Raw genomic sequence first — 21,921 nt, 5'->3', positions numbered from 1 at the left:
TCGTCCGGCGTCGCTGGACGGAGGGCGAATGCGGGCAGGATGGTGCGGTTTTGCGTTGGGCGTGATCTGGCTGCAGCGGCAGGCGGCGTTGCCGGATTGGCGGGGATGGTGCGGGCTGGTTGTGCTTGGGATGACGGCGTTTGTCGTGGCGGCTTGGGGGGTGCGCGAGGCGCGCCTGGGTTCCGTTTTGGCGTTGGGTCAGCCGCAGGCTTCATGCTCAACTTCACACTTGCGTCGGTTGCAATTCAACCGCCGTGTGCGATCGTTCGCCGGCTGGGGCGCCGTATGGTGCGCGGCCATCTGCATGGGCTTCGGCTACGCCGCCGTGCGCGCCGAAATACGGCTGGCGACGAGCCTGCCGGCCGCGTGGGAAGGCAGGGATGTCGACGTCGTCGGCAGTATCAGGGGGCTGCCGTCACGCGACGGAAAAGGCGCGCGTTTTCTCTTCGAAGTCGAAGCCGCCGACGCGCCGATCGACGCCTTCCCGCGCGTGATTCAACTTTCCTGGATCGCCGACGATGCCCCGGCGCCGTCCCTTGCGCCGGGCGAGCGCTGGCGTCTGACCGTGCGGCTCAAACGGCCCCATGGCAACGCGAACTTCGGTGTGCGCGATGCCGAAGCGAACCTGCTCGCGCGCAACGTGCGCGCGACCGGCTATGTCAGCGCGCCGGCTCACGCTATCCGTTTGCCGGGCGAGGCGCGCGGCCCGCGCGTACTCGTGGACCGCTGGCGCGCGGCGTTGCGCTCGCGGATCGATGCGGTGCTCGGGGACGCGCCGCATCGCGGGATTGTCGTGGCGCTGGCGGTCGGCGCGCAGGACGAAGTCAGCGCCGCCGACTGGCTATTGATGCGCGGCACCGGCACGAGTCATCTGGTGGCGATTTCGGGCCTGCATATTGGCTTCGTCGCGGGGCTGGCCGGCTGGCTCGCGGGCGCGGTGTGGCGGCGCTCCGGATGGATCGGGCGGGACTGGCCGTTGCGGCTGCCGGCGCAAGTCGTTGCAGTCATCACCGGCGCGGGCTTTGCCGCGCTGCATGCGGCGCTCGCCGGCTTCAATGTGCCGGCGCAGCGCGCGCTGTGGATGGCAGGTGTCGTCGCACTGGCCTTCGTCAGTGGGCGCAATCTCGCGCGCTCGGTGGTGTTGGCGTGGGCGCTGGGGCTCGTGCTGCTGATCGATCCGTGGGCGGTGGTGTCGGCGGGATTCTGGCTGTCGTTCTGCGCGGTGGCCGCCATTCTGTTCGCGATGTCGGGACGGCCGCGCGTGAGGGTTCGACAGCGAGTTCATGAGGACAGCGAGGGCGGTGGGCCTGGCGATGGTGATGACGCTGCCGGGGCTGTAGCGGCCCACGAGAAACCCGGCAAATTGGCGTCGCTGCGCGCCGCGCTGAAGCGCCGCCTGCCTGCATGCGCCGAACGCCTCCTCGGCGCCGCGCACGTACAGCTCGCGGTGACGCTCGCGCTCGCGCCGCTCACGGTCTACTGGTTCGCGCAGATTCCGCTGATCGGTCCGCTCGCCAATGCGTTTGCGATTCCATGGGTGAGTCTGCTGGTCACGCCGACGGTGCTGGCCGGCATCGTATTGCCCGCGCCGCTGGATGCCTGGGCATTCAACGCCGCGCATGCGCTGCTCGAGCTGCTGGCCGCAGGGTTGCACATGCTGTCCGGGCCGGCCTGGACGCTCTGGTGGCTGCCGCAACCGGACGCCTGGGCGTTGGCCGCGGCGGCGCTCGGTGTGTTCTGGCTTCTGGCGCCGCGCGGCTGGCCGCTGCGCTGGGCCGCGCCCCTCACGTGGTTGCCGCTGCTGCTGCCGGCGCCGCCTGGGCCACCGCCCGGCAGTTTCCGGCTGACGGCGCTCGACGTCGGGCAGGGCACATCGGTGCTGATCGAAACGGCGCACCACGCGTTGCTGTTCGATACCGGACCCGGCCCGGAATCGACCCACGCCGGCGAGCGGGTGGTCGTGCCGTTCCTGCAGGCGCACGGCGTGACGGCGCTCGACACGCTGATCATCAGTCACGCCGACTCCGATCACGCGGGCGGCGCACCGGCCGTGCTCGATGCGATCGAGGTTCGTCAGATGGTGGCCGCATTGGCGCCAGACCACGCGCTGTGGGCGGGCGCGAAGCAGCACGGCGCGGCCACGCTGCCTTGCGCGGCGGGGCAGCGCTGGCAGTGGGACGGCGTCGAGTTCGCCATGCTGTGGCCGGATGCCGGGCCGCTGCAGGGCAAGCCCAATGCGCATTGCTGCGTGCTGCGGGTCGCCACGTTGCCGGGCGCGGCGAGCCAATCCGTCACGCATGACCGGACCGCGCAGCCGCCCATCGCGGCCTTGTTGAGCGCGGACATCGAGGCGCCTGCCGAACGCGTGCTGCTCACGCGCGATCGCGGTGCATTGCGCGCTCAGGTGCTGGTCGTGCCGCATCATGGCAGCAAGACCTCGTCGACCGAGCCGTTCCTCGACTCTGTCGAGCCGTCCATCGCGTTATTTCAGGTAGGCTATCGCAACCGCTTTCATCATCCGAACGTGGGCGTGTTCGAGCGCTACAAGGCGCGCCATATCGAGCTCGCGCGCAGCGATTCGGACGGCGCGGTGCGCGTCGACGCGAGCCCGGCGGCGCGCGGCGCGGCACTGACGCTCGAGCGCTATCGCGATACGCAGCGCCGCTACTGGATGGATCGCTGATGGCGCGGGCCGGCGCGTTGGTCGACGTGTTGACCGATGAGTCGCCGGCGGCATACGCAGAAAGAACGCCGCGACGCCAAGGCCGGTGCACGGGAGCAACGCGCACGCATTCGCGAAACGCGCCCCGCGAAAACGTACGCGCAGGCCCACAAGCAAAAAACAGAACGGAGATAGCCGCAGTTGAAAAACATCATTCATTTCTCGCACGCGAACGGCTTCCCGGCGTCGACCTACCGGACCATCTTCGCCGAACTCGCCGACGACTATGAACTGCGCTCCATCGAGCGTATCGGCCACGACGCGCGCTTTCCTGTCACGCAGGACTGGCCGCATCTGGTCGAACAGCTGCTCGACGACATCGCCCGCTCGTACGAGCAGCCGGTGTGGCTGGTGGGCCATTCGCTCGGCGGTTATCTGTCGCTGATGGTCGCGCTGAAAAAGCCGCAGTGGGTGAGGGGCGTGGTGATGCTCGATTCGCCGGTGATCGCCGGCTGGCGCAGCAGCATGCTGCGCGTATCGCAGTGGACCGGGCTCGACGAGCGGCTCTCGCCCGCGGCCGCCACGCGCACGCGCCGCACGCACTGGGCGAGCCGCGACGAAGCGTGGCGGCACTTTCATGCGAAGGCGGCGTTCGCGCGCTGGGACGAACGCATGCTGTCCGACTACATCGACTTCGGCATTCCGCAGACTTCGCCCGACGGCGGGCGCACGCTGGCCTTCGACCGGCGTACCGAATATCAGATCTACAGGACTTTGCCGCACACGCTCGGCGCGCGGCTCGCCCGGGGTGCACCGGTGCCGGTCGGATTCATCGCGGGCACGCGCTCGAAGGAAATTCGCCAGGCCGGTCTCGATGCCACGCGCCGCGCCACTCATGGTCACCTCGAGTGGATCGAGGGCAGCCATCTTTATCCGATGGAAAAGCCGCTCGAAACCGCGCGCGCGGTGCAGCGGATGTTGCACGAGCTGGAGCGGGGCGGCTGAGGGCTGCTCTCAAGCCGCGCATGAGTCACGAACGGGAGAGCTATCCGAACGGCTTCAGGATCGATTTTTGGGGGGGCAACTGCATGCGCGAGCGTGCGCAGGAAGCCGGAACCAAACGCCGACAGGCGGCCGCCGATGCGGCGACGCACGCGTCGGGCGTCGTCGTCTTTGACAGATCGCTTCACAGCGCCTGCCGAAACAAGCCGCCGCCACCTTGACCGGATGCCCCGGCGCGCATCGCCCCGTCGACAGTCGCACGTGCGGCTCGCCTAACCGCCAGCCGCCAGCCGCCAGCCGCCAGCCGCCGGTCAAAAGCGGTGCATGATCGGCGCGCGGCGCTTGCCGCCGCCGCGGCATCCGCACGCGCAGATGTCGCTCGGATTTTGCTGGGTCGGGCCCTTGCTTTACGGTATAATCCGTTTTTCCCGCGAGCATCCAGCGATGACCAAATATGTTTTCGTCACCGGCGGCGTAGTATCTTCCCTCGGCAAGGGTATTGCCGCCGCTTCCCTCGCCGCGATCCTCGAATCGCGCGGTCTTAAAGTCACCCTCCTCAAGCTCGATCCGTACATCAACGTCGACCCCGGCACGATGAGTCCGTTCCAACACGGCGAAGTGTTCGTGACGGAAGATGGAGCAGAGACTGACCTCGACCTTGGCCACTATGAGCGCTTCATCAGCACGAAGATGCGCAAGGCCAACAACTTCACCACGGGCCAGATTTACGAATCGGTGATCCGCAAGGAACGCCGTGGCGATTATCTCGGCAAGACCGTGCAGGTCATCCCGCACATCACGAACGAAATCCAGGCATTCATCGAGCGCGGCGCAGCTTCTGCGACGTGCGGCGAGCCGGATGTCGCGATCGTCGAAGTGGGCGGCACCGTCGGCGACATCGAATCGCTGCCGTTCCTCGAGGCCGCGCGTCAGATGAGCCTGCGCATGGGCCGCAACAGCGCGTGCTTCGTGCACCTGACGCTGGTGCCCTGGGTCGCCACCGCCGGCGAACTCAAAACCAAGCCGACGCAACACAGCGTGCAGAAGCTGCGTGAAATCGGCATCTCGCCGCACGTGCTGCTGTGCCGCGCCGACCGCCGCATTCCCGACGACGAGCGCGCGAAGATCTCGATGTTCTCGAACGTGCCGGAAGACGCGGTCATCTCCGTGTGGGACGCGGACAGCATCTACAAGATTCCGCAGATGCTGCACGACCAGGGTCTGGACGCGATCATCTGCGAAGAGCTGAAGCTCACGCCGAAGCCTGCGGATCTGTCCATGTGGTCCGACCTCGTCGAGAAGCTCCAGCATCCGAAGCACGAAGTGACGATCGGCATGGTCGGCAAGTATGTCGATCTGACCGAGTCGTACAAGTCGCTGATCGAAGCGCTGCGCCATGCGTCGATGCATACGGCCACGCGCGTGAACATCGAATACATCGATTCTGAAGAAGTCGAGACGCAAGGCGTCGAGAGCCTCAAGCATCTCGACGCGGTGCTCGTGCCGGGCGGCTTCGGCCGTCGCGGCACCGAAGGCAAGATTGCCGCGATCCGCTATGCCCGCGAAGCGAAGGTGCCGTATCTCGGCATCTGCCTCGGCATGCAACTGGCTGTGATCGAATTCGCCCGCGACGTGGTCGGCCTGAAGAACGCGAACAGCACCGAGTTCGATCAGGAAACCGAGAACCGCGTGGTCGCGCTGATCACCGAGTGGTACGACCGCGAAGGCCGGGTCGAGAAGCGCACCGAAGAATCGGATCTGGGCGGCACGATGCGCCTCGGTTCGCAACGTTGCCCGATCAAGCCCGGCACGATGGCCGAAGAGATCTACGGCAAGGACGTGAACGAGCGTCACCGTCACCGTTATGAAGTCAATAACCGCTTCGTGCCCCAACTCGAAGCGGGTGGTCTTATCATCAGCGCGCGTACCCCGAGTGAAGATCTGCCGGAAATGATGGAATTGCCGCGCAGCATGCACCCGTGGTTCGTCGGCGTGCAGTTCCACCCGGAATTCACGTCCACGCCGCGTGACGGTCATCCGCTGTTCAAGTCGTTTGTCGAAGCAGCGCTTGCGCGTCAGCAGTCGCGTGCGGCGAGCGAAGTCGGGGAGAAAGCATGAAACTGGGCGATTTCGAAATCGGACTCGACAAGCCGTTTTTCCTGATCGCAGGCACCTGTGTCGTCGAATCCGAACAGATGACGATCGACACGGCCGGCCGCCTGAAGGAAATCTGCGCGAAGCTGAACATTCCGTTCATCTACAAATCGTCGTACGACAAGGCCAATCGCAGCAGCGGCAAGTCGTTCCGCGGTTTGGGCATGGACGAAGGTTTGCGCATCCTGTCGGAAGTGAAGCGTCAGCTCGGTTTGCCGGTGCTGACCGACGTTCACGCCGAGCACGAGATCGAACAGGTGGCATCGGTGGTCGACGTGCTTCAAACGCCGGCTTTCCTGTGCCGTCAAACCGACTTCATCCACGCTTGCGCGCGTTCGGGCAAACCGGTCAACATCAAGAAGGGCCAGTTTCTCGCACCGCATGACATGAAGAATGTGATCGACAAGGCGCGTGACGCGGCGCGTGAAGCGGGTCTGTCGGAAGACCGCTTCATGGCGTGCGAACGCGGCGTGTCGTTCGGCTATAACAACCTCGTGTCGGACATGCGTTCGCTTGCGATCATGCGCGAAACCAACGCGCCGGTCGTGTTCGACGCGACCCACTCGGTGCAGTTGCCGGGCGGGCAGGGCACGAGCTCGGGCGGTCAGCGCGAATTCGTGCCGGTGCTGGCGCGTGCCGCGGTGGCGGTCGGCGTCGCCGGTCTCTTCATGGAAACGCATCCGAATCCGGCGCAGGCCAAATCGGACGGCCCCAACGCCGTGCCGCTCAACCGCATGGCCGATCTGCTCGAGACGCTGGTAACGCTCGACCAGGCCGTCAAGCGCGCGCCGTTCCTCGAAAGCGATTTCAACTGATTCAGCTGTTCGCCGCGTGTCACGATTGGCTTGCATAATGGGCGCCATCGTCGGCGCGCGGCGAATGTGCGCAATGGTCGTCGAACGTATCGGCGCGCGAGTTGTCTGTCGGGGAGACCGGCAGGTGCCAGATACAGTGTCACAGTAAAGAATTCAACGTCATTTCTTGAGGAAACCATGAGTGCTATCGTAGATATCATCGGTCGAGAGATTCTCGATTCGCGAGGCAACCCCACGGTCGAATGCGACGTGCTGCTCGAGTCGGGCACGATGGGCCGCGCCGCGGTGCCGTCGGGCGCGTCCACGGGTTCGCGTGAAGCGATCGAACTGCGCGACGGCGAAGCCGGCCGTTACGGCGGCAAGGGCGTGTTGAAAGCCGTCGAGCACATCAACACTGAAATCTCCGAAGCGATCATGGGCCTCGACGCTTCCGAGCAGGCCTTCCTCGACAAGACCCTGCTGGAACTCGACGGCACCGACAACAAGTCGCGCCTCGGCGCGAACGCGATGCTGGCCGTGTCGATGGCCGTCGCGAAGGCTGCCGCTGAAGAAGCCGGCCTGCCGCTGTACCGCTACTTCGGCGGCTCGGGCGCCATGCAACTGCCGGTGCCGATGATGAACATCGTCAACGGCGGCGCGCACGCGAACAACAGCCTGGACATCCAGGAATTCATGATCGTGCCGGTCAGCCAGCCGACCTTCCGCGAAGCACTGCGCTGCGGCGCCGAAGTGTTCCACGCGCTGAAGAAGATCCTGTCGGATCGCGGCATGAGCACGGCGGTGGGCGACGAAGGCGGCTTCGCGCCGAACTTCGGCAGCAACGACGAATGCCTGTCGACCATCCTGCAAGCCATCGAGAAAGCAGGCTACCGCGCCGGTGAAGACGTGCTGCTCGCGCTCGACTGCGCAGCCAGCGAGTTCTACCACGACGGCAAGTACCAGCTGGCCGGCGAAGGCCTGCAACTGTCGTCGACGGAATTCGCGGACTACCTGGCGAACCTCGCCGACAAGTTCCCGATCGTGTCGATCGAAGACGGCATGCACGAAAGCGACTGGGCAGGCTGGAAGACGCTGACCGAGAAGCTCGGCAAGAAGGTGCAACTGGTGGGCGACGACCTGTTCGTCACCAACACGCGCATCCTGAAGGAAGGCATCGAGAAGGGCATCGCCAACTCGATCCTGATCAAGATCAACCAGATCGGTACGCTGACCGAAACCTTCGCGGCCATCGAAATGGCCAAGCGCGCCGGCTACACGGCCGTGATCTCGCACCGTTCGGGCGAAACCGAAGATTCGACGATCGCGGACATCGCGGTCGGCCTGAACGCCGGTCAGATCAAGACGGGTTCGCTGTCGCGTTCGGACCGCATCTCGAAGTACAACCAGCTGCTGCGTATCGAGGAAGATCTCGGCGATATCGCGAGCTACCCGGGCAAGTCGGCGTTCTACAACCTGCGCTAAGCAGCCAGTTTGCCAGCGCTGACCGATGAGCCGGTTTTCCTTCGTTTCTGATTGACCTCGCCGCCCTGCGTATAGCGCAGGGCGGCGCGTATTTATTGTGCTTACTTCATGCGGCTTGTCACTGCTGTCCTGATCGTTTTGCTGGCGCTGATCCAGTACCCGCTCTGGTGGGGCCATGGCGGCTGGTTGCGCGTGCACGAGTTGCAACAGCAACTGGCGCAGCAAGTGCAGAAGAACGCCGATTCGAAACTGCGCAACGAACGTATTCAGGGCGAAGTGCAGGATTTGCAGAACGGCACCGCCGCGGTCGAAGAGCGGGCACGCTACGAAATGGGCATGGTCAAGGACGGCGAAGTGTTCGTGCAGTTCGTGTCGCCGAATGCGCCATTGCCGACGGCCAATACACCTTCGGTGACCACCTCCACGCGTGGGGAAGTCTCGGCCGCGCCGCTGCATGTGGTGCCCAATCCGGAGTCGCGTGCGAAGCCGGATCGCAAGCGTGGCGCCAAGGCGGCCAAGGACAAGACGACGCATTGAGCCTGGCTGTTTAAGGCTGATTCAGAACGGAGGATGCAAAAAAGCGCGGTTCAGAAATGAACCGCGCTTTTTTTTGGGGATTGGTGTTCAGACAGCTGACCGGCGATGAATCGCAGCTCCAGCCTACCAGCCCCAGGTCGGCCCAAAGCCGACGCCGATGCCGGTGCCCCAGCCCCGTCCCCAGCCGCCGCTCGAATAGCCGCCGAACACGCGGACGGGCGGCGAGTAGTAACGTGACCAGGCCTGCGCGGCGTTTTCGGCGGCAATCGCCTGGTCCTGCTCGAACAGCACCTGACGGTCGATCGCGTCGTAGCGTGCGAGTTCTTCGGGCGTGAGCTGCGCGGGGGCGTAGGCCGCGTCGGATTGTTCGGGGGGCAGGCGGCTCAAAATCTGCGACGGCCCCGGCGGGTTCATCGCGCAGCCGCTCAACGCCGCACTACCCGCGACGATGACCATGGCAACCAGCTTGCACGCATCACGTTTCAACGAAGCAGCGTAGTTCATGTTCGATCTCCATCGGTCGGACGCCTAAGTAAACCATGCGCAGCGTGCATCGCCAATGATTCAACGTAACGATGATCAAAGGCAACGCGCCGCCCAAGCCGTGAAAAGGACATGGGCGGCGCGTAGTCAACCGCCGTCAAACTATACGGCAGGGCAGGCGCCGCTGATGCCGCATCGCCCCTGCATCCACCGCAGCAAGCCGGTCAGTGCCGCTGGTCGGCAGCCGGCGTGACGCCTTGTGAGAGTGCGTTGGCGACGAAAAGTTGCGCCACGTCCACCGGATCGAATTCGTAGCGCTGGTTGCAGAATTCGCAGTGAATCTCGACGTGGCCACGCTCTTCGATCACGCCGTCCACTTCTTCGCGACCCAGCATCTTCAGCATGCCGCCGACTTTTTCGCGCGAGCACGTGCACTCGAAACGCGCCGTGGCGGGTTCGAAATGCTGGACGTTCTCTTGCCAGAACAGGCGGCGGAACACCGTTTCCGGTTCTTCCTTCAGCAACTCGTCTTGCGACAGCGTGCTGCCCAGCGTGCAGACACGCTCCCAGGTGTCCGCGTCCAGTTCGCCCGGATGCGGGACGATGCCGCCGTCGCCCGGCAGCTTCTGCAGCAGCATGCCGACCGCGCGTTCGGTGTTCGCCGCGAGCCAGAGGCGCGTGTCGAGCTGCTCCGAGTGATGCATGTAATGTTCGAGCACCTCAGCCATCGATTTGAGCGGGCCATCCACACCCGACAGCGGCACGATACTTTGATACGGCTGCTGGCCGGGGTGTTTGTCGGCCGGGTCGAGCGTGATCACGCAGCGGCCATGGCCGCTCGCGTTCAGCAGATCGACCATCGAGGTCGCGTCGTCGATCATGTCGTTCGCGTCGACGGACAGCTTGGCGGTGGCGCGCATCGACAGATCGGAGCCGCACTGGACCACCAGCATCTTGATCGGGCCGTCGCCGAAAATCTGCATGACGAGCGTGCCGTCGAACTTGAGGTTCGCCGACAGCAGCGCGCACGCGGCCATCATCTCGCCCAGAATCGTCCGCACGGGCGCCGGATAATCGCGGCGCGTCAGCACTTCCTGCCACGTATTGCGCAGCGAAACGATCTCACCGCGCACCGGCGCCGCGCTGAACATGAATTTTTGCAACTGGTCGCTCACAACTTTTCCTCGGTGGAATGGCGCAGCGCGCACGCGCCGGCCGTTAGCCGATGCGTACGAGCTGCGCCTTGAAATATTCGCGGCGCTCGGCATAGCTTGCCGTGCCGCGCCGCATATTGGCGATATCCGTCTCGGTCAGTTCGCGCACCACCTTGGCGGGCGCGCCGAGAATCAGCGAATTGTCGGGAAACACCTTGCCTTCGGTGACGATGGCGCCCGCTCCGACCAGACAGTTGCGGCCGATCACGGCGCCATTCAAGACCACGGCCTGAATTCCGATCAGCGAGCCTTCCTTGATCGTGCAGCCGTGCAGCATGACCTGATGGCCGACCGTCACGTTCGGCTCGATCGTCAGCGGAAAGCCGGGGTCGGTGTGCAGCACCGCGTTTTCCTGCACATTGCTGCCCGCGCCGATGGTGATCGCCTCGTTGTCGCCGCGAATCGTCGCGCCGAACCAGACGCTCGCGTTTTCCTCGACCTTCACATTGCCGATGATGGTCGCCGAATCCGCAACGAACACGCTTTCATGGATGGTCGGGGCGGCTTCGCCAAGCTTGTAAATCGTCACAATGTCTCCTCTTGATCGGTCGCGGCGCACGCGTGGGGGTGTCCCTTCCCGCTGGCGCAATGAGCGCGCTGGCGAGTCGAATCGAGTATTGTAAACGTTTGTGTGGTTGGGCCGCCTGGCGCGCGCGCCAGGCGAACTCGTCGACTGTGGTTTGCATTCGCGGCCATGTTGCGCGCCGCGGGGTTCCACGAAGGGGTCGGTCCTTACCGGGCGGCATCCCGCATCTTCGCGCCTCTTCGTTTCTTCTTCATTAGCCGTTTCCTTCACCTATCCGCTTGCCATGATGTCCGCAGCTCCGAGCGTTGCACCTGTTTCGTCCGTACCGAATGCCCAAGGTCAGCGCTGATTGCGCGCGCACCGCCGCGCTGGCCGCCTTGCGCGAGAGCGATCCGGTCACCAAGGCGGCTGCGGCGCGCGCCCTGTACGCCGCCGTGCTCGCGGGCAGCGCAGCGTGTTCCGCGCGCCTCGAGCTCGACGAACCTGCCGGCCTGCCGGGGCGTCCCGCACGGCCCGAGCTGGTCGATGCGCGCCAGCTGAAACGACGCAGCATGCAGTCGCCGCAAGGCCGGGCGGTGTTGCTGCATGCGCTCGCGCACATCGAATTCAACGCGATCAACCTCGCGCTCGACGCCGTCTGGCGCTTCGCCGGCATGCCCGACGCGTTCTACACCGACTGGCTCAAGGTCGCGGCCGAAGAGGCGTATCACTTCTCGCTGCTGGCCGGGCGCCTCGCGGAATACGGCCACGCGTACGGCGATTTCCCCGCCCACGACGGCCTGTGGGACATGTGCGAGCGCACCCGCGCCGACGTGCTGGCGCGCATGGCGCTGGTGCCGCGCACGCTCGAAGCCCGCGGCCTCGACGCTTCGCCGCCGATCCGCGCGCGCCTGCTGCAGGCGGGCGATCAGGCGTCCGCGGCGATTCTCGACGTGATCCTGCGCGACGAGATCGGCCACGTGCTGATCGGCAACCGCTGGTTCCGTCATTTGTGCGACGCGAGCGGGCTCGACGCGCACGAGACCTACACACGCCTCGCCGATCAGTATCACGCACCGAAATTACGTGGGCCGTTCAATTTCGAGGCGCGCCGCGACGCGGGTTTCGACGAAGCGGAACTCGCCGCGCTCGCCAATCTCGACGCCCAGCAGCCGGTCCCGCCGGCAGAGAGCGCCTGAACGCTTCTTCGACAATCGGACCCCCCGTATCGTCCGGCTATCTCTATAATCGAACGATCATTCTTTTTTTGAGCGCGCCGTTCATGAATACTTCCCGGTCTGAGTTCGTCGCCGTGCGCGGCATCCGTCTGCATGTGCGCCGTTGGGGCAATCCCGATGCGCCCATGCTGTTCATGCTGCACGGCTGGATGGACGTGGCGGCCTCGTTCCAGTTCGTCGTCGATGCATTGGGCGGCGACTGGCAGGTGCTCGCGCCGGACATGCGTGGCTTCGGCCTCTCGGACTGGCCGGTGGCCGAACGCGGCGGCGGCAGCTACTGGTTTCAGGACTATGTCGCCGATCTCGACGCGTTGCTCGACCACTATGCGCCGGACGGTGAGGTGAATCTGGTCGGTCACAGCATGGGCGCGAACATCGTCTGCCTGTATGCGGGCGTGCGGCCCGAGCGGGTGCGGCGGGTGGTCGATCTGGAGGGCTTCGGGCTCGCGCCGTCGCACTCGGCGCAAGCACCCAAACGGCTGCGCAACTGGCTCGACGAGTTGCGCGATCCGCCGCAACTGAAGCGTTATGCATCGCTCGACGACGTCGCCGCCCGCCTGATCAAGACCAATCCGCGCCTCGATCCGCAGCGCGCGGGGTTTCTCGCGCAACACTGGTCGAAGCCCGATGGCGAAGGGCGTCACATGCTGCTCGCCGATCCGGCGCACAAGCTGCGCGGCCCGACGCTGTACCGTCTCGACGAGGTGATGGCCGTGTGGCGCAAGGTCAGTGCGAAAGTGTTGCACGTGGAGGTCGCCAACTCGCCGACGCTCGCGCAGATCGCCGGCGAGATTCCGCTCGACGAGTTCAAGGCGCGTTTCCAGGCGTTTCCGAACTGGCGCGAGAAGATCATCGACGAAGCGGGGCACATGGTGCATCACGACCAGCCGGAGCAAGTGGCGGCCTTGATCGAGGGGTTCTGTTCCTGAAATCGTCACATAGTGGGAAGGATCGCGCCGGCGGCGCGAGATAGCTCTGCGTCCACTTACTGCGTTGCAGTAAAATGGCTGGAGAACCTTTCGAAGACCACGATGAACGCTGATCTGCACTGTCACTCCACCGTTTCCGACGGCCAGTTCGCGCCGGCCGACGTTGCGCGCCGCGCGCACGCGGGCGGCGTGACGCTGTGGGCGCTCACCGATCACGACGAACTCGGCGGCCAGCATGAAGCGCGCGCCACTGCCGAGGCGCTCGGCATGGGCTACGTGAGTGGCGTCGAAATTTCGGTGACGTGGGCGTCGCGCACCGTGCACATCGTCGGGCTGGGCGTCGATCCGACCAGTTCGATCCTGATCGATGGCCTCGCGCGCACCCGCGACGGCCGCGCCGCGCGCGCCGAAGCGATCGGCGAGCAACTGGCCACGCTCGGCATCCCGGACGCGTATCGCGGCGCGCTCCAGTACGTGTCGAACCCGGACATGATTTCGCGCACGCATTTCGCGCGTTTCATGGTCGAACACGGCTATTGCACCTCCACGCAGGACGTGTTCAACCGCTATCTCGGCGACGGCAAACCGGGCTATGTGGCGCACCGCTGGTCGAAACTGGCCGACGCGGTTAGCTGGATCCGGGCGGCCGGCGGCGAGGCGATCATTGCGCATCCGGGCCGCTACGCGTACACACCGGTCGAATTCGACGCGTTTTTCGCCGAGTTCATCGATCTCGGCGGCAAGGCGATCGAAGTGGTGACCGGCAGCCACACGCCCGATCAATACCGCGAATACGCGGACGTCGCGCGCCGTTTCGGCTTCGAGGCGTCGCGCGGGTCCGACTTCCACGCACCCGGCGAAGGCCGCATCGACCTCGGCACGCTGCCGCAATTGCCCTCCGATCTCAAGCCCGTCTGGGAACGCTGGCTGTGATCGTGCGCCGTGCCTTGGGGCACGTCACGCGCGGGAGCCGGCCGGGCGTCGCCCATACCCGCATCCGAACCGCCGGGCGCCAGTCATCCGCATGCCAGCCGTCCGTGATTCAATCGCTGTTCACGATCCGGCCGCGGCTCGTTTGAAGTTCACTTGACGTTCATCGATAGCCACCGTTAGTCACCATGTCCCAATACTTTCGGCTTCATCCTGACAACCCGCAGCCGCGCCTCGTCAAGCAGGCCGTGCAGATCATCAGGGACGGCGGCGTGGTCGCATTGCCGACGGACTCGAGCTATGCGCTCGCGTGCCAGCTCGACGACAAGGACGCGGCGGAGCGCCTGAGGCGCATTCGCGGCCTCGACGAGAAGCAGCTGCTGTCACTGCTGGTGCGCGACCTGTCGGAACTGGCGAACTTCGCGATGGTGGACAACCGGCAGTACCGCCTGATCAAGTCGGTGACGCCCGGTCCCTATGTGTTTGTGTTGCAGGCGACCAAAGAAGTGCCGCGGCGCCTGTCGCACCCGTCGCGCAAGACCATCGGTCTGCGCGTGCCGGACCACGCGATCACGCTCGCGATTCTCGAGGAACTCGGCCAGCCGCTGCTCGGCTCGACGCTGATCATGCCGGGCGAAACCGAGCCGTTGAACGACCCCGAAGAAATCCGCGAGCGGCTGGAAAAGCAGGTGGATCTGGTGATCGACGGCGGCGCCTGTGTGTGCGAGCCGTCCACTGTCATCGATCTGACCGGCACGCAGCCGCTGCTGGTGCGGGCAGGGCGCGGCTCTCTCGCACCTTTCGGCCTCGAAGAGACAGCTTGAAAGCGGCATGAATGAAAGCGGACAGACGCACGCAATCGCGTTGTTACAATAGCGAGTTATGGATTCTTCCCTGATACAGACCATTGCGGTGTACGCGCTGCCGGTTGTTTTCGCGATTACGTTGCACGAAGCCGCACACGGCTACGTCGCGCGCTGGCTCGGCGACAATACCGCCTACGTGCTCGGCCGCGTGTCGATCAATCCGATGCGGCACATCGATCCGCTCGGCACGATCGCGATTCCCTTATTGCTGTATTTCGCCACCAGCGGCGCCTTCGTGTTCGGTTACGCGAAGCCGGTGCCGGTCGCTTTCGGCAACCTGCGCAATCCCCGCTGGGGCAGCCTGTGGGTCGCGGCGGCGGGCCCGGGTTCCAATTTCATCCAGGCGCTGATCTGGGGCCTGTTCGGCGTCGCGCTGGCGGTGTTCAATGTCGATGAACCGTTCTTCACGCGCATGGCGGGCGCGGGCGTCGGCGTGAACCTCGTGCTCGGCGTGCTGAACCTGTTTCCGTTGCCGCCGCTCGACGGCGGCCGCGTGCTGATGGCGCTGTTGCCGCCACGGCAATCGATCGCGCTGTCGCGGCTCGAGCCCTATGGCTTTTTCATCGTGATGGCGCTGGTCATGACCGGCACGTTGACGCGTTATTGGCTGAATCCGCTTGTCACGTTCGGCTACAGTGCGATTACCGCAATCCTGACTCCCCTTGTTTCGCTTTTCTAAATAACCATGTTCCCAGACCGTATCTTCTCCGGCATGCGGCCCACCGGGTCGCTGCACCTCGGCCACTATCACGGCGTGCTGAAAAACTGGGTGCGGCTGCAGTCCGAATACCCGTGCTTCTTCTGCGTGGTCGACTGGCATGCGCTGACAACGCACTACGAAACGCCCGAAGTGATCGAAAAGAACGTCTGGGACGTGCTGATCGACTGGCTCGCGTCCGGCATCGATCCGGCGCAGGCGACGCTGTTCATCCAGAGCAAGGTGCCCGAGCACGCGGAGCTGGCGCTGCTGCTCGGCATGAGCACGCCGCTCGGCTGGCTCGAACGCGTGCCGACCTACAAGGAGCAGCAGGAGAAGCTGAAGGACAAGGATCTGTCCACCTACGGCTTCCTCGGCTATCCGGTGCTGATGGCGGCGGACATTCTGCTGTACCGCGGCTCGCTCGTGCCGGTCGGTGAAGACCAGGTGCCGCACGTCGAAATGACGCGTGAAATCGCGCGCCGTTTCAACTACCTGTACGGCCGCGAGCCGGGCTTCGAACAGAAGGCCAACGAAGCCGCGAAGAAGCTCGGCGGCAAGCGCTCCAAGCTCTATCACGAGCTGCGCAACGCATACCAGCAGGAAGGCGACGACGAGGCGCTCGAACAGGCGCGCGCGATGTTGCAGGAATCGCAGAGCCTGTCGATGAATGACCGCGAGCGTTTGTTCGGCTACCTTGAAGGGTCGCGCAAGATCATCCTGGTCGAGCCCCAGGCGATGCTGACCGAAGCATCGCGCATGCCGGGTCTGGACGGCCAGAAGATGTCGAAGTCGTACGGCAACACGATCGGCCTGCGTGAAGACGCGGAAACGATCACGAAGAAAGTCCGCACCATGCCGACCGATCCGGCTCGCGTGCGCCGCACCGATCCGGGCGATCCGGACAAGTGCCCGGTCTGGCAACTGCACCAGGTTTACACGGACGAAGCCACCCACGAGTGGGTGCAGAAGGGTTGCCGCACGGCGGGCATCGGCTGTCTCGATTGCAAGCAGCCGGTGATCGAAGGCATTCTGCGTGAACAGCAGCCGATGCTCGAACGCGCGCAGAAGTACATGGACGACCCGTCGCTGTTGCGCGCGATCGTCGCCGACGGTTGCGACAAGGCCCGCAAGTACGCCACGGAAACGATGCGCGACGTGCGCGAGGCCATGGGCCTGTCGTATAACTGAGCCGGCGGATCGCAGCGATGAGCACGCCCGCCGCCGTCATCCATGGATTGGGTGAGCCGTCGCACTGGGTGCGCCAATGGGCGCATCTGATCGCGCCCGGCGGCGCGGTGCTCGATGTCGCATCGGGGGCGGGGCGGCATGCACGCTTCTTTGCGTCGCTGGGCCACCCGGTGACCGCGCTCGATCGCGATGCCGCCGCACTCGGCACGCTGCGCGGCGAACCATTTATCACGCCGCTTGCCGCCGACCTCGAAGGTGCCGCGTGGCCGTTATCGGCCGACGCGAGGTTCGCCGCCGTGGTGGTAACGAACTATCTGCACCGGCCGCTATTTCCGCAGCTACTGCGCGCGCTGGCGCCGGGCGGCGTACTGGTTTACGAGACCTTCGCGCAAGGAAACGAAAGCGTCGGCAAGCCCTCCAATCCAGCGTTTCTCCTCGCGCCCGGCGAGCTTCTCGACAGGGTGCGCGGCCAGCTCCGGGTGGTCGCGTTTCAGGACGGTTTTCTCGCGCAGCCGCGCCCGGCCTACGTCCAGCGGATTTGCGCCATTCTGGAGGCGGAGCGCCCAGACGACCCCGTGCAGGCGGCGCCCCCGCCTTGTTACGAGTTGGCTGGCTAATCCGCTACAATCGCGGTTTACCTGATCAAATTCATGGCGTTTCATGACTAACGGCAACCACAGCAACGACGGCGTTCAGATTCGCGGCAGCATTCCTGCCATCATTACCCCGATGCTCGAAGACGGCAGCCTCGATCTGCCGGCGTTTCGCAAACTGATCGACTGGCACATCGCGGAAGGCACGGATGGGCTCGTGGTGGTCGGCACGAGCGGCGAGTCGGCCACGCTGTCGGTCGAAGAGCACGTGCTGATGGTCAAAACCGCAGTCGAGCACACGGCGGGCCGTATTCCGGTGATCGCGGGCTCGGGCGGCAACTCCACCACCGAAGCGATCGAACTCACGCAGCAGGCGAAAGACGTTGGCGCGGACGCGACGCTGCAGGTCGTGCCGTACTACAACAAGCCGACCCAGGAAGGCATCTATCGCCACTTCGCGAAGATCGCCGAAACCGTCGATCTGCCGGTGATCCTTTACAACGTGCCGGGCCGCACCGTTGCGGACATGAGCAACGAGACCGTCCTGCGCTGCGCGCAGGTGCCGGGCATCGTCGGCGTGAAAGAAGCGACCGGCAACATCGAGCGCGCCGCGCATCTGATCAAGTCGGCGCCCGCGCATTTCGGCATCTACAGCGGCGACGATCCCACCGCGATCGCGCTGATGCTGCTCGGCGGCCACGGTAACATTTCGGTCACCGCGAACGTCGCGCCGCGCGCAATGAGCGAACTGTGCAAGGCCGCACTCGCGGCGGACGCGAAGACCGCGCGCGAGATTCATCTGAAGCTCCTGTCGCTGCATAAAAACCTGTTCATCGAATCGAATCCGATTCCGGCCAAATGGGCGCTGCAGCAACTGGGCCGGGTGCAGGGCGGCATCCGCCTGCCGCTCACGCCGCTCGCCGCGCAGTATCACGAAGCGGTGCGCGCCGCGCTGCGCGAAGCAGGGCTGCTGGCCTAAGCGGTTCGACCGCGGCATCCCGCAGCGCCAACCAAAGACCGCCACCGGCATTCCCTTAACCGACGTCGATCCAGCCCACGTTCCCGGCAGAACCAGGCACCGCGTTCCAGCATCACGAAGGACCTCATGAAACGTTCCGCACTTTCCCTCCACGCAACCCGCATGGCGGCGCTGGCGCTTGCCCTGACGACGCTCGCCGGCTGTGACACGCTGAACGACTGGTTCGCTTCCGACCGCGTCAACTACAAGGGCGCGGGGAGCGCGCCGCCGCTCGCCGTTCCGGGCGACCTGAGCACCTCGCCGACCGATCAGCGTTATGTCGCACCGCCCGCCAATCTGGCGCTGGGCGGCGCGACGGCGCGCAGTGTCACGGCAGCGGGCAACGCGACCGAAGGCCAGCCGACCGCGCAGGACCCGTTCGGCATGCACATCGAGCGTGATGGCGATCGCCGCTGGCTGGTGATCGACGGCCGCTCGCCGGAACAACTGTGGCCGCAGCTGCAGGAGTTCTGGCAGGAAAACGGCTTCGTCCTGAAAACGGACGCGCCGGCCACCGGCATCATGGTGACCGATTGGGCGGAAAACCGCGCGAATATTCCGGACGACTGGTTCCGCCGCACGGTGGGCAAGGTGATCGACTTCGCGTACTCGTCGGGCACGCGTGACAGCTTTCGCACGCTGGTGTCGCGCGGCTCGTCCGACACCACGGACATTTCGATCACACATAGCGCGATGGAAGAAATGATGACGGGCCAGGACAAGACGTCGTCACGCTGGGAAGAGCGTCCGCGCGACCCGGCGCTCGAAGCGATGTTCCTCGCCAAGCTGATGGAGAAGTTCGGCCTGACAGAAGCGCAATCGAAGCAATTGCTGACCGACGCACGCCCGGCTACCGCGTCGGCGACGATCGACAAGAGCGCGGGTGCGTCGACGCTCGACCTGCAGGAATCGTTCGACCGTGCATGGCTGCGCGTGGGCCTCGCGCTCGACCGCACCAATTTCACCGTCGATAACCGCGATCGCGCGAAGGGCATCTATTACGTGCGCTACGCGGACTCGATGCAGGAGCTGAAGCGGGAAGGGCTGCTCGGCAAGCTGTTCTACAGCGGCAGTAGTTCGTCGAAGAAGCCGGGTCAGGAATTCCTCGTCAACGTGCGCTCGAAGAGCGACTCCGTGACGCAGGTGGCGGTGCTCGACGCGAACGGTCAGGTGGACACGTCGTCCGACGCGCAGCGCATTGTGACGCTGCTGCACGCGCAACTCAACTAAGCGAGCCGTGCGCTTCGCGAGTCTCGGCAGCGGCAGTGAAGGCAATGCGTTGCTGGTGGAGGCGCAAAGCGGCGCGACCACCACGCGCGTGTTGCTCGACTGCGGCTTTTCGGCGCGAGAAGTCGAGCGGCGCCTGACGCGGATCGGCGCGAGCGTCGAAGGTCTCGACGCCATTCTGATCACGCATGAGCATAGCGATCACATCGGCAGCGCGCTGACGCTGGCGCGCAAGTGGTCGATTCCGTTGCACATGAGCTGGGGCACCGCCCGCGCGGTAGGCGCCGATGAAGCCGATGTCGACCTTCAGGTGTTGTGGGGCGACGAGGCGGTGGCGATCGGCGACCTCAGCATCCTCCCTTACACTGCCCCTCACGATGCCCGCGAGCCGTTGCAATACGTGTTCTCGAATGGCGCGAGCCGGCTCGGCGTGCTGACCGACGTCGGCACGTCCACGCCGCATATCAGCGCGGTGCTGAGCGGCTGCGACGCGCTCGTGCTCGAATGCAATCACGATGTGCGGATGCTCGCGGGCAGCCGCTACCCGCAATCGTTGAAGGCGCGCATCGGCGGCAATCATGGGCATCTGAACAATGACGCGGCGGCCGATATTCTGGCTTCGCTCGACCGCTCGCGCCTTCGCCACCTCGTCGCTGCGCATTTGAGCCAGCAAAACAATCTGCCGGAACTGGCGCAGGCGGCGATGGCCGGTATATTGGGTGCGGCGCCTACCGACGTGGTGGTCGCTTCGCAGGATGAGGGGTTTGCTTGGCTGAGCGTGTGATGCCCGGCCGTGGGTGGTGGATCGATCACGATCGCTAACGCCGCAAGCATTGCGGCGGGACAAAGAAAAAGCCCATAACGATTTCTCGTTATGGGCTTTTTTCCTTCAGGGCGAAGCGTTCTGGGAACACCGCGCCCGCGTCAGACTCAGTTGCGGTTGCCGCCGAAGATGCCGAGCAGCGCGAGCAGGTTGACGAACACGTTATACAGGTCCAGATAGATCGCGAGCGTGGCGGTGATGTAGTTCGTTTCGCCGCCGTTCACGACGCGCTGGACGTCGAACAGCATGTAGGCCGAGAAGATCACGATGGCCATCACCGAAACCGTCAGCATCAGTGCCGACAGTTGCAGGAACACGTTGGCGACCGAAGCCAGCAACAGCACGATCACGCCCATGAACAGCCACTTGCCGAGGCCGGAAAAATCGCGCTTGCTGACCGTGGCAATGGTGGCCATTGCCGTGAAGATCACACCAGTGCCACCGAAGGCGAGCATGATCAGCGACGGCCCGTTCGAAAAACCGAGCACGAAGCTCAGGATGCGCGACAGCATCAGGCCCATGAAGAACGTGAAGCCGAGCAGCACGAACACGCCGAGCGAGCTGTCTTTCGTTTTCTGGATCGCGAACATGAAGCCGAACGCGATCGCGAAGAACGCCAGCATGCTCATTGCCGGGCTGGTGGCGGCGAACAGCGTGAAGCCGGTGGCGAGACCCACCCACGCGCCGAGCACGGTCGGAATCATGGACAGCGCCAGCAGCCAGTAGGTGTTCCGTAGTACGCGGTTGCGCGTTTCGACCGTGCTGACAGCGCCATTGCGGCCAAAGCTATACGGATGTTCGTTCATGGTCTCTCCTTACCTCAGAAACGTGTTTCGTGATGGTGGTACGGCGGTTGGGCCGCGCCGGGCGCATGGGGTGGCCGCGAGGCGCAGGTCTTCATTCCTAAGATTAGCGCCGAAGCACGGAGTTTCAATACCTCGAAATGCCCGTACGTCCTACGCTACCAGTATTTTAGAGCGCGTGCTGCGATCCTTTCAGTTCTGTAAGGGTTCAATCGCAATCATACACGGGAACATGCTACAATAGCGGATTCATTTGAATCTGTAACCTCTTAATTTTTTGGAGTTTTTATGGCGATCGAACGCACCCTGTCGATTATCAAGCCGGACGCAGTGGCCAAGAACGTGATCGGCCAGATCTACACCCGTTTCGAAAACGCTGGTCTGAAGATCGTGGCATCGCGCATGGTTCACCTGTCGCGCGCTGACGCGGAAAAGTTCTACGCCGTGCACGCTGCACGTCCGTTCTTCAAGGACCTGGTCGAATTCATGATCTCGGGCCCGGTTGTCGTGCAAGCGCTGGAAGGCGAAAACGCAATCCTGAAGCATCGCGATCTGATGGGCGCAACGGACCCGAAGAAGGCGGAAAAGGGTACGATTCGCGCCGACTTCGCGGACAGCATCGACGCTAACGCAGTCCACGGTTCGGACGCGGCTGAAACGGCTGCCGTTGAAATCGCATTCTTCTTCCCGCAAGTGAACGTCTACTCGCGTTAAGCCGCGCGTCAAGCCGGTTTGTTTTCACGCAGTTCGTGCAGCCGATCTGTTTTATCGCA

Annotated in this window: 20 protein-coding genes and 1 pseudogene; 17 read left to right on the top strand and 4 right to left on the bottom strand. The window is 64.5% G+C overall.

The window, feature by feature from the left end; all coding sequences use genetic code 11:
• Nucleotides 1–28 precede the first annotated feature (28 nt).
• From ACZ9H4_RS21230 to ftsB, 6 genes are all read left to right on the top strand, one after another.
• On the top strand, nucleotides 29–2,683 hold the full coding sequence (locus ACZ9H4_RS21230; protein ID WP_476120682.1) for a DNA internalization-related competence protein ComEC/Rec2: 2,655 nt from the start codon (nucleotides 29–31) through the stop codon (nucleotides 2,681–2,683).
• 180 nt (nucleotides 2,684–2,863) lie between these two features.
• Nucleotides 2,864–3,667, top strand: coding sequence for an alpha/beta fold hydrolase (locus ACZ9H4_RS21225; RefSeq protein ID WP_476120680.1), 804 nt, complete (start codon nucleotides 2,864–2,866; stop codon nucleotides 3,665–3,667).
• A 441-nt stretch (nucleotides 3,668–4,108) separates the two neighbouring features.
• A complete protein-coding gene (locus ACZ9H4_RS21220) occupies nucleotides 4,109–5,782 on the top strand; it encodes a CTP synthase (RefSeq protein WP_408144041.1) in 1,674 nt (557 codons plus the stop codon).
• Nucleotides 5,779–6,633, top strand: a complete 855-nt coding sequence (gene kdsA / locus ACZ9H4_RS21215; RefSeq protein ID WP_020065520.1) for a 3-deoxy-8-phosphooctulonate synthase — start codon at nucleotides 5,779–5,781, stop codon at nucleotides 6,631–6,633. Before ACZ9H4_RS21220 ends, kdsA begins: the two co-directional genes overlap by 4 nt.
• A gap of 177 nt (nucleotides 6,634–6,810) precedes the next feature.
• Nucleotides 6,811–8,094: a phosphopyruvate hydratase gene (gene eno / locus ACZ9H4_RS21210; RefSeq protein ID WP_121317352.1), complete on the top strand. Its 1,284-nt coding sequence runs from the start codon at nucleotides 6,811–6,813 to the stop codon at nucleotides 8,092–8,094.
• A 108-nt stretch (nucleotides 8,095–8,202) separates the two neighbouring features.
• Nucleotides 8,203–8,631: a cell division protein FtsB gene (ftsB, locus tag ACZ9H4_RS21205; protein ID WP_121317354.1), complete on the top strand. Its 429-nt coding sequence runs from the start codon at nucleotides 8,203–8,205 to the stop codon at nucleotides 8,629–8,631.
• A 123-nt stretch (nucleotides 8,632–8,754) separates the two neighbouring features.
• Here the strand turns inward: ftsB and ACZ9H4_RS21200 are convergent, their stop codons facing one another.
• The 3 genes from ACZ9H4_RS21200 to ACZ9H4_RS21190 all read right to left on the bottom strand — a co-directional run bounded on the left by ACZ9H4_RS21200 (nucleotide 8,755) and on the right by ACZ9H4_RS21190 (nucleotide 10,857).
• Nucleotides 8,755–9,135 carry a hypothetical protein gene (locus ACZ9H4_RS21200; RefSeq protein WP_476120677.1) on the bottom strand — a complete coding sequence of 127 codons (381 nt, stop codon included), beginning with the start codon at nucleotides 9,133–9,135 and terminating at the stop codon, nucleotides 8,755–8,757.
• A gap of 203 nt (nucleotides 9,136–9,338) precedes the next feature.
• A complete protein-coding gene (gene hslO, locus ACZ9H4_RS21195) occupies nucleotides 9,339–10,289 on the bottom strand; it encodes an Hsp33 family molecular chaperone HslO (protein ID WP_408144049.1) in 951 nt (316 codons plus the stop codon).
• 43 nt (nucleotides 10,290–10,332) lie between these two features.
• Nucleotides 10,333–10,857 carry a gamma carbonic anhydrase family protein gene (locus tag ACZ9H4_RS21190; protein ID WP_408144203.1) on the bottom strand — a complete coding sequence of 175 codons (525 nt, stop codon included), beginning with the start codon at nucleotides 10,855–10,857 and terminating at the stop codon, nucleotides 10,333–10,335.
• A 280-nt stretch (nucleotides 10,858–11,137) separates the two neighbouring features.
• Here ACZ9H4_RS21190 and ACZ9H4_RS21185 point away from each other — a divergent pair.
• The 10 genes and pseudogenes from ACZ9H4_RS21185 to ACZ9H4_RS21140 all read left to right on the top strand — a co-directional run bounded on the left by ACZ9H4_RS21185 (nucleotide 11,138) and on the right by ACZ9H4_RS21140 (nucleotide 20,306).
• Nucleotides 11,138–12,032: pseudogene (locus tag ACZ9H4_RS21185) on the top strand (ferritin-like domain-containing protein).
• Between the two features lie 83 nt (nucleotides 12,033–12,115).
• Entirely contained in the window at nucleotides 12,116–13,000 is an 885-nt protein-coding gene (locus ACZ9H4_RS21180; protein ID WP_408144053.1) for an alpha/beta fold hydrolase, read from the top strand.
• Between the two features lie 102 nt (nucleotides 13,001–13,102).
• Nucleotides 13,103–13,933 carry a 3',5'-nucleoside bisphosphate phosphatase gene (locus ACZ9H4_RS21175; RefSeq protein WP_408144055.1) on the top strand — a complete coding sequence of 277 codons (831 nt, stop codon included), beginning with the start codon at nucleotides 13,103–13,105 and terminating at the stop codon, nucleotides 13,931–13,933.
• Between the two features lie 185 nt (nucleotides 13,934–14,118).
• Nucleotides 14,119–14,754 carry an L-threonylcarbamoyladenylate synthase gene (locus tag ACZ9H4_RS21170; RefSeq protein WP_408144057.1) on the top strand — a complete coding sequence of 212 codons (636 nt, stop codon included), beginning with the start codon at nucleotides 14,119–14,121 and terminating at the stop codon, nucleotides 14,752–14,754.
• 58 nt (nucleotides 14,755–14,812) lie between these two features.
• Nucleotides 14,813–15,475, top strand: coding sequence for a site-2 protease family protein (locus tag ACZ9H4_RS21165; RefSeq protein WP_408144059.1), 663 nt, complete (start codon nucleotides 14,813–14,815; stop codon nucleotides 15,473–15,475).
• A gap of 6 nt (nucleotides 15,476–15,481) precedes the next feature.
• Nucleotides 15,482–16,684 carry a tryptophan--tRNA ligase gene (locus tag ACZ9H4_RS21160; RefSeq protein WP_476120674.1) on the top strand — a complete coding sequence of 401 codons (1,203 nt, stop codon included), beginning with the start codon at nucleotides 15,482–15,484 and terminating at the stop codon, nucleotides 16,682–16,684.
• Nucleotides 16,685–16,701: 17 nt separating this feature from the next.
• Nucleotides 16,702–17,301, top strand: a complete 600-nt coding sequence (locus ACZ9H4_RS21155) for a class I SAM-dependent methyltransferase (RefSeq protein ID WP_408144062.1) — start codon at nucleotides 16,702–16,704, stop codon at nucleotides 17,299–17,301.
• 43 nt (nucleotides 17,302–17,344) lie between these two features.
• Nucleotides 17,345–18,256: a 4-hydroxy-tetrahydrodipicolinate synthase gene (gene dapA, locus ACZ9H4_RS21150; RefSeq protein WP_408156282.1), complete on the top strand. Its 912-nt coding sequence runs from the start codon at nucleotides 17,345–17,347 to the stop codon at nucleotides 18,254–18,256.
• A gap of 126 nt (nucleotides 18,257–18,382) precedes the next feature.
• On the top strand, nucleotides 18,383–19,525 hold the full coding sequence (gene bamC, locus ACZ9H4_RS21145) for an outer membrane protein assembly factor BamC (RefSeq protein WP_476120671.1): 1,143 nt from the start codon (nucleotides 18,383–18,385) through the stop codon (nucleotides 19,523–19,525).
• A 7-nt stretch (nucleotides 19,526–19,532) separates the two neighbouring features.
• Entirely contained in the window at nucleotides 19,533–20,306 is a 774-nt protein-coding gene (locus ACZ9H4_RS21140) for an MBL fold metallo-hydrolase (protein WP_476120669.1), read from the top strand.
• A gap of 146 nt (nucleotides 20,307–20,452) precedes the next feature.
• Here ACZ9H4_RS21140 and ACZ9H4_RS21135 read toward each other — a convergent pair whose 3' ends face one another.
• On the bottom strand, nucleotides 20,453–21,151 hold the full coding sequence (locus ACZ9H4_RS21135; RefSeq protein ID WP_168669848.1) for a Bax inhibitor-1/YccA family protein: 699 nt from the start codon (nucleotides 21,149–21,151) through the stop codon (nucleotides 20,453–20,455).
• A gap of 285 nt (nucleotides 21,152–21,436) precedes the next feature.
• On the opposite strand from ACZ9H4_RS21135, the gene ndk reads away from it, so the two are divergent.
• Nucleotides 21,437–21,862 (top strand): nucleoside-diphosphate kinase, encoded by a 426-nt coding sequence (gene ndk, locus ACZ9H4_RS21130; protein ID WP_042322811.1) that lies wholly within the window; start codon nucleotides 21,437–21,439, stop codon nucleotides 21,860–21,862.
• Nucleotides 21,863–21,921: the final 59 nt, after the last annotated feature.

This window comes from Paraburkholderia sp. TE9906, assembly GCF_056279605.1.
The sequence above is the reverse complement of the archived record's forward strand: the minus strand, read 5'-3'. Positions and strand labels throughout refer to the sequence as shown.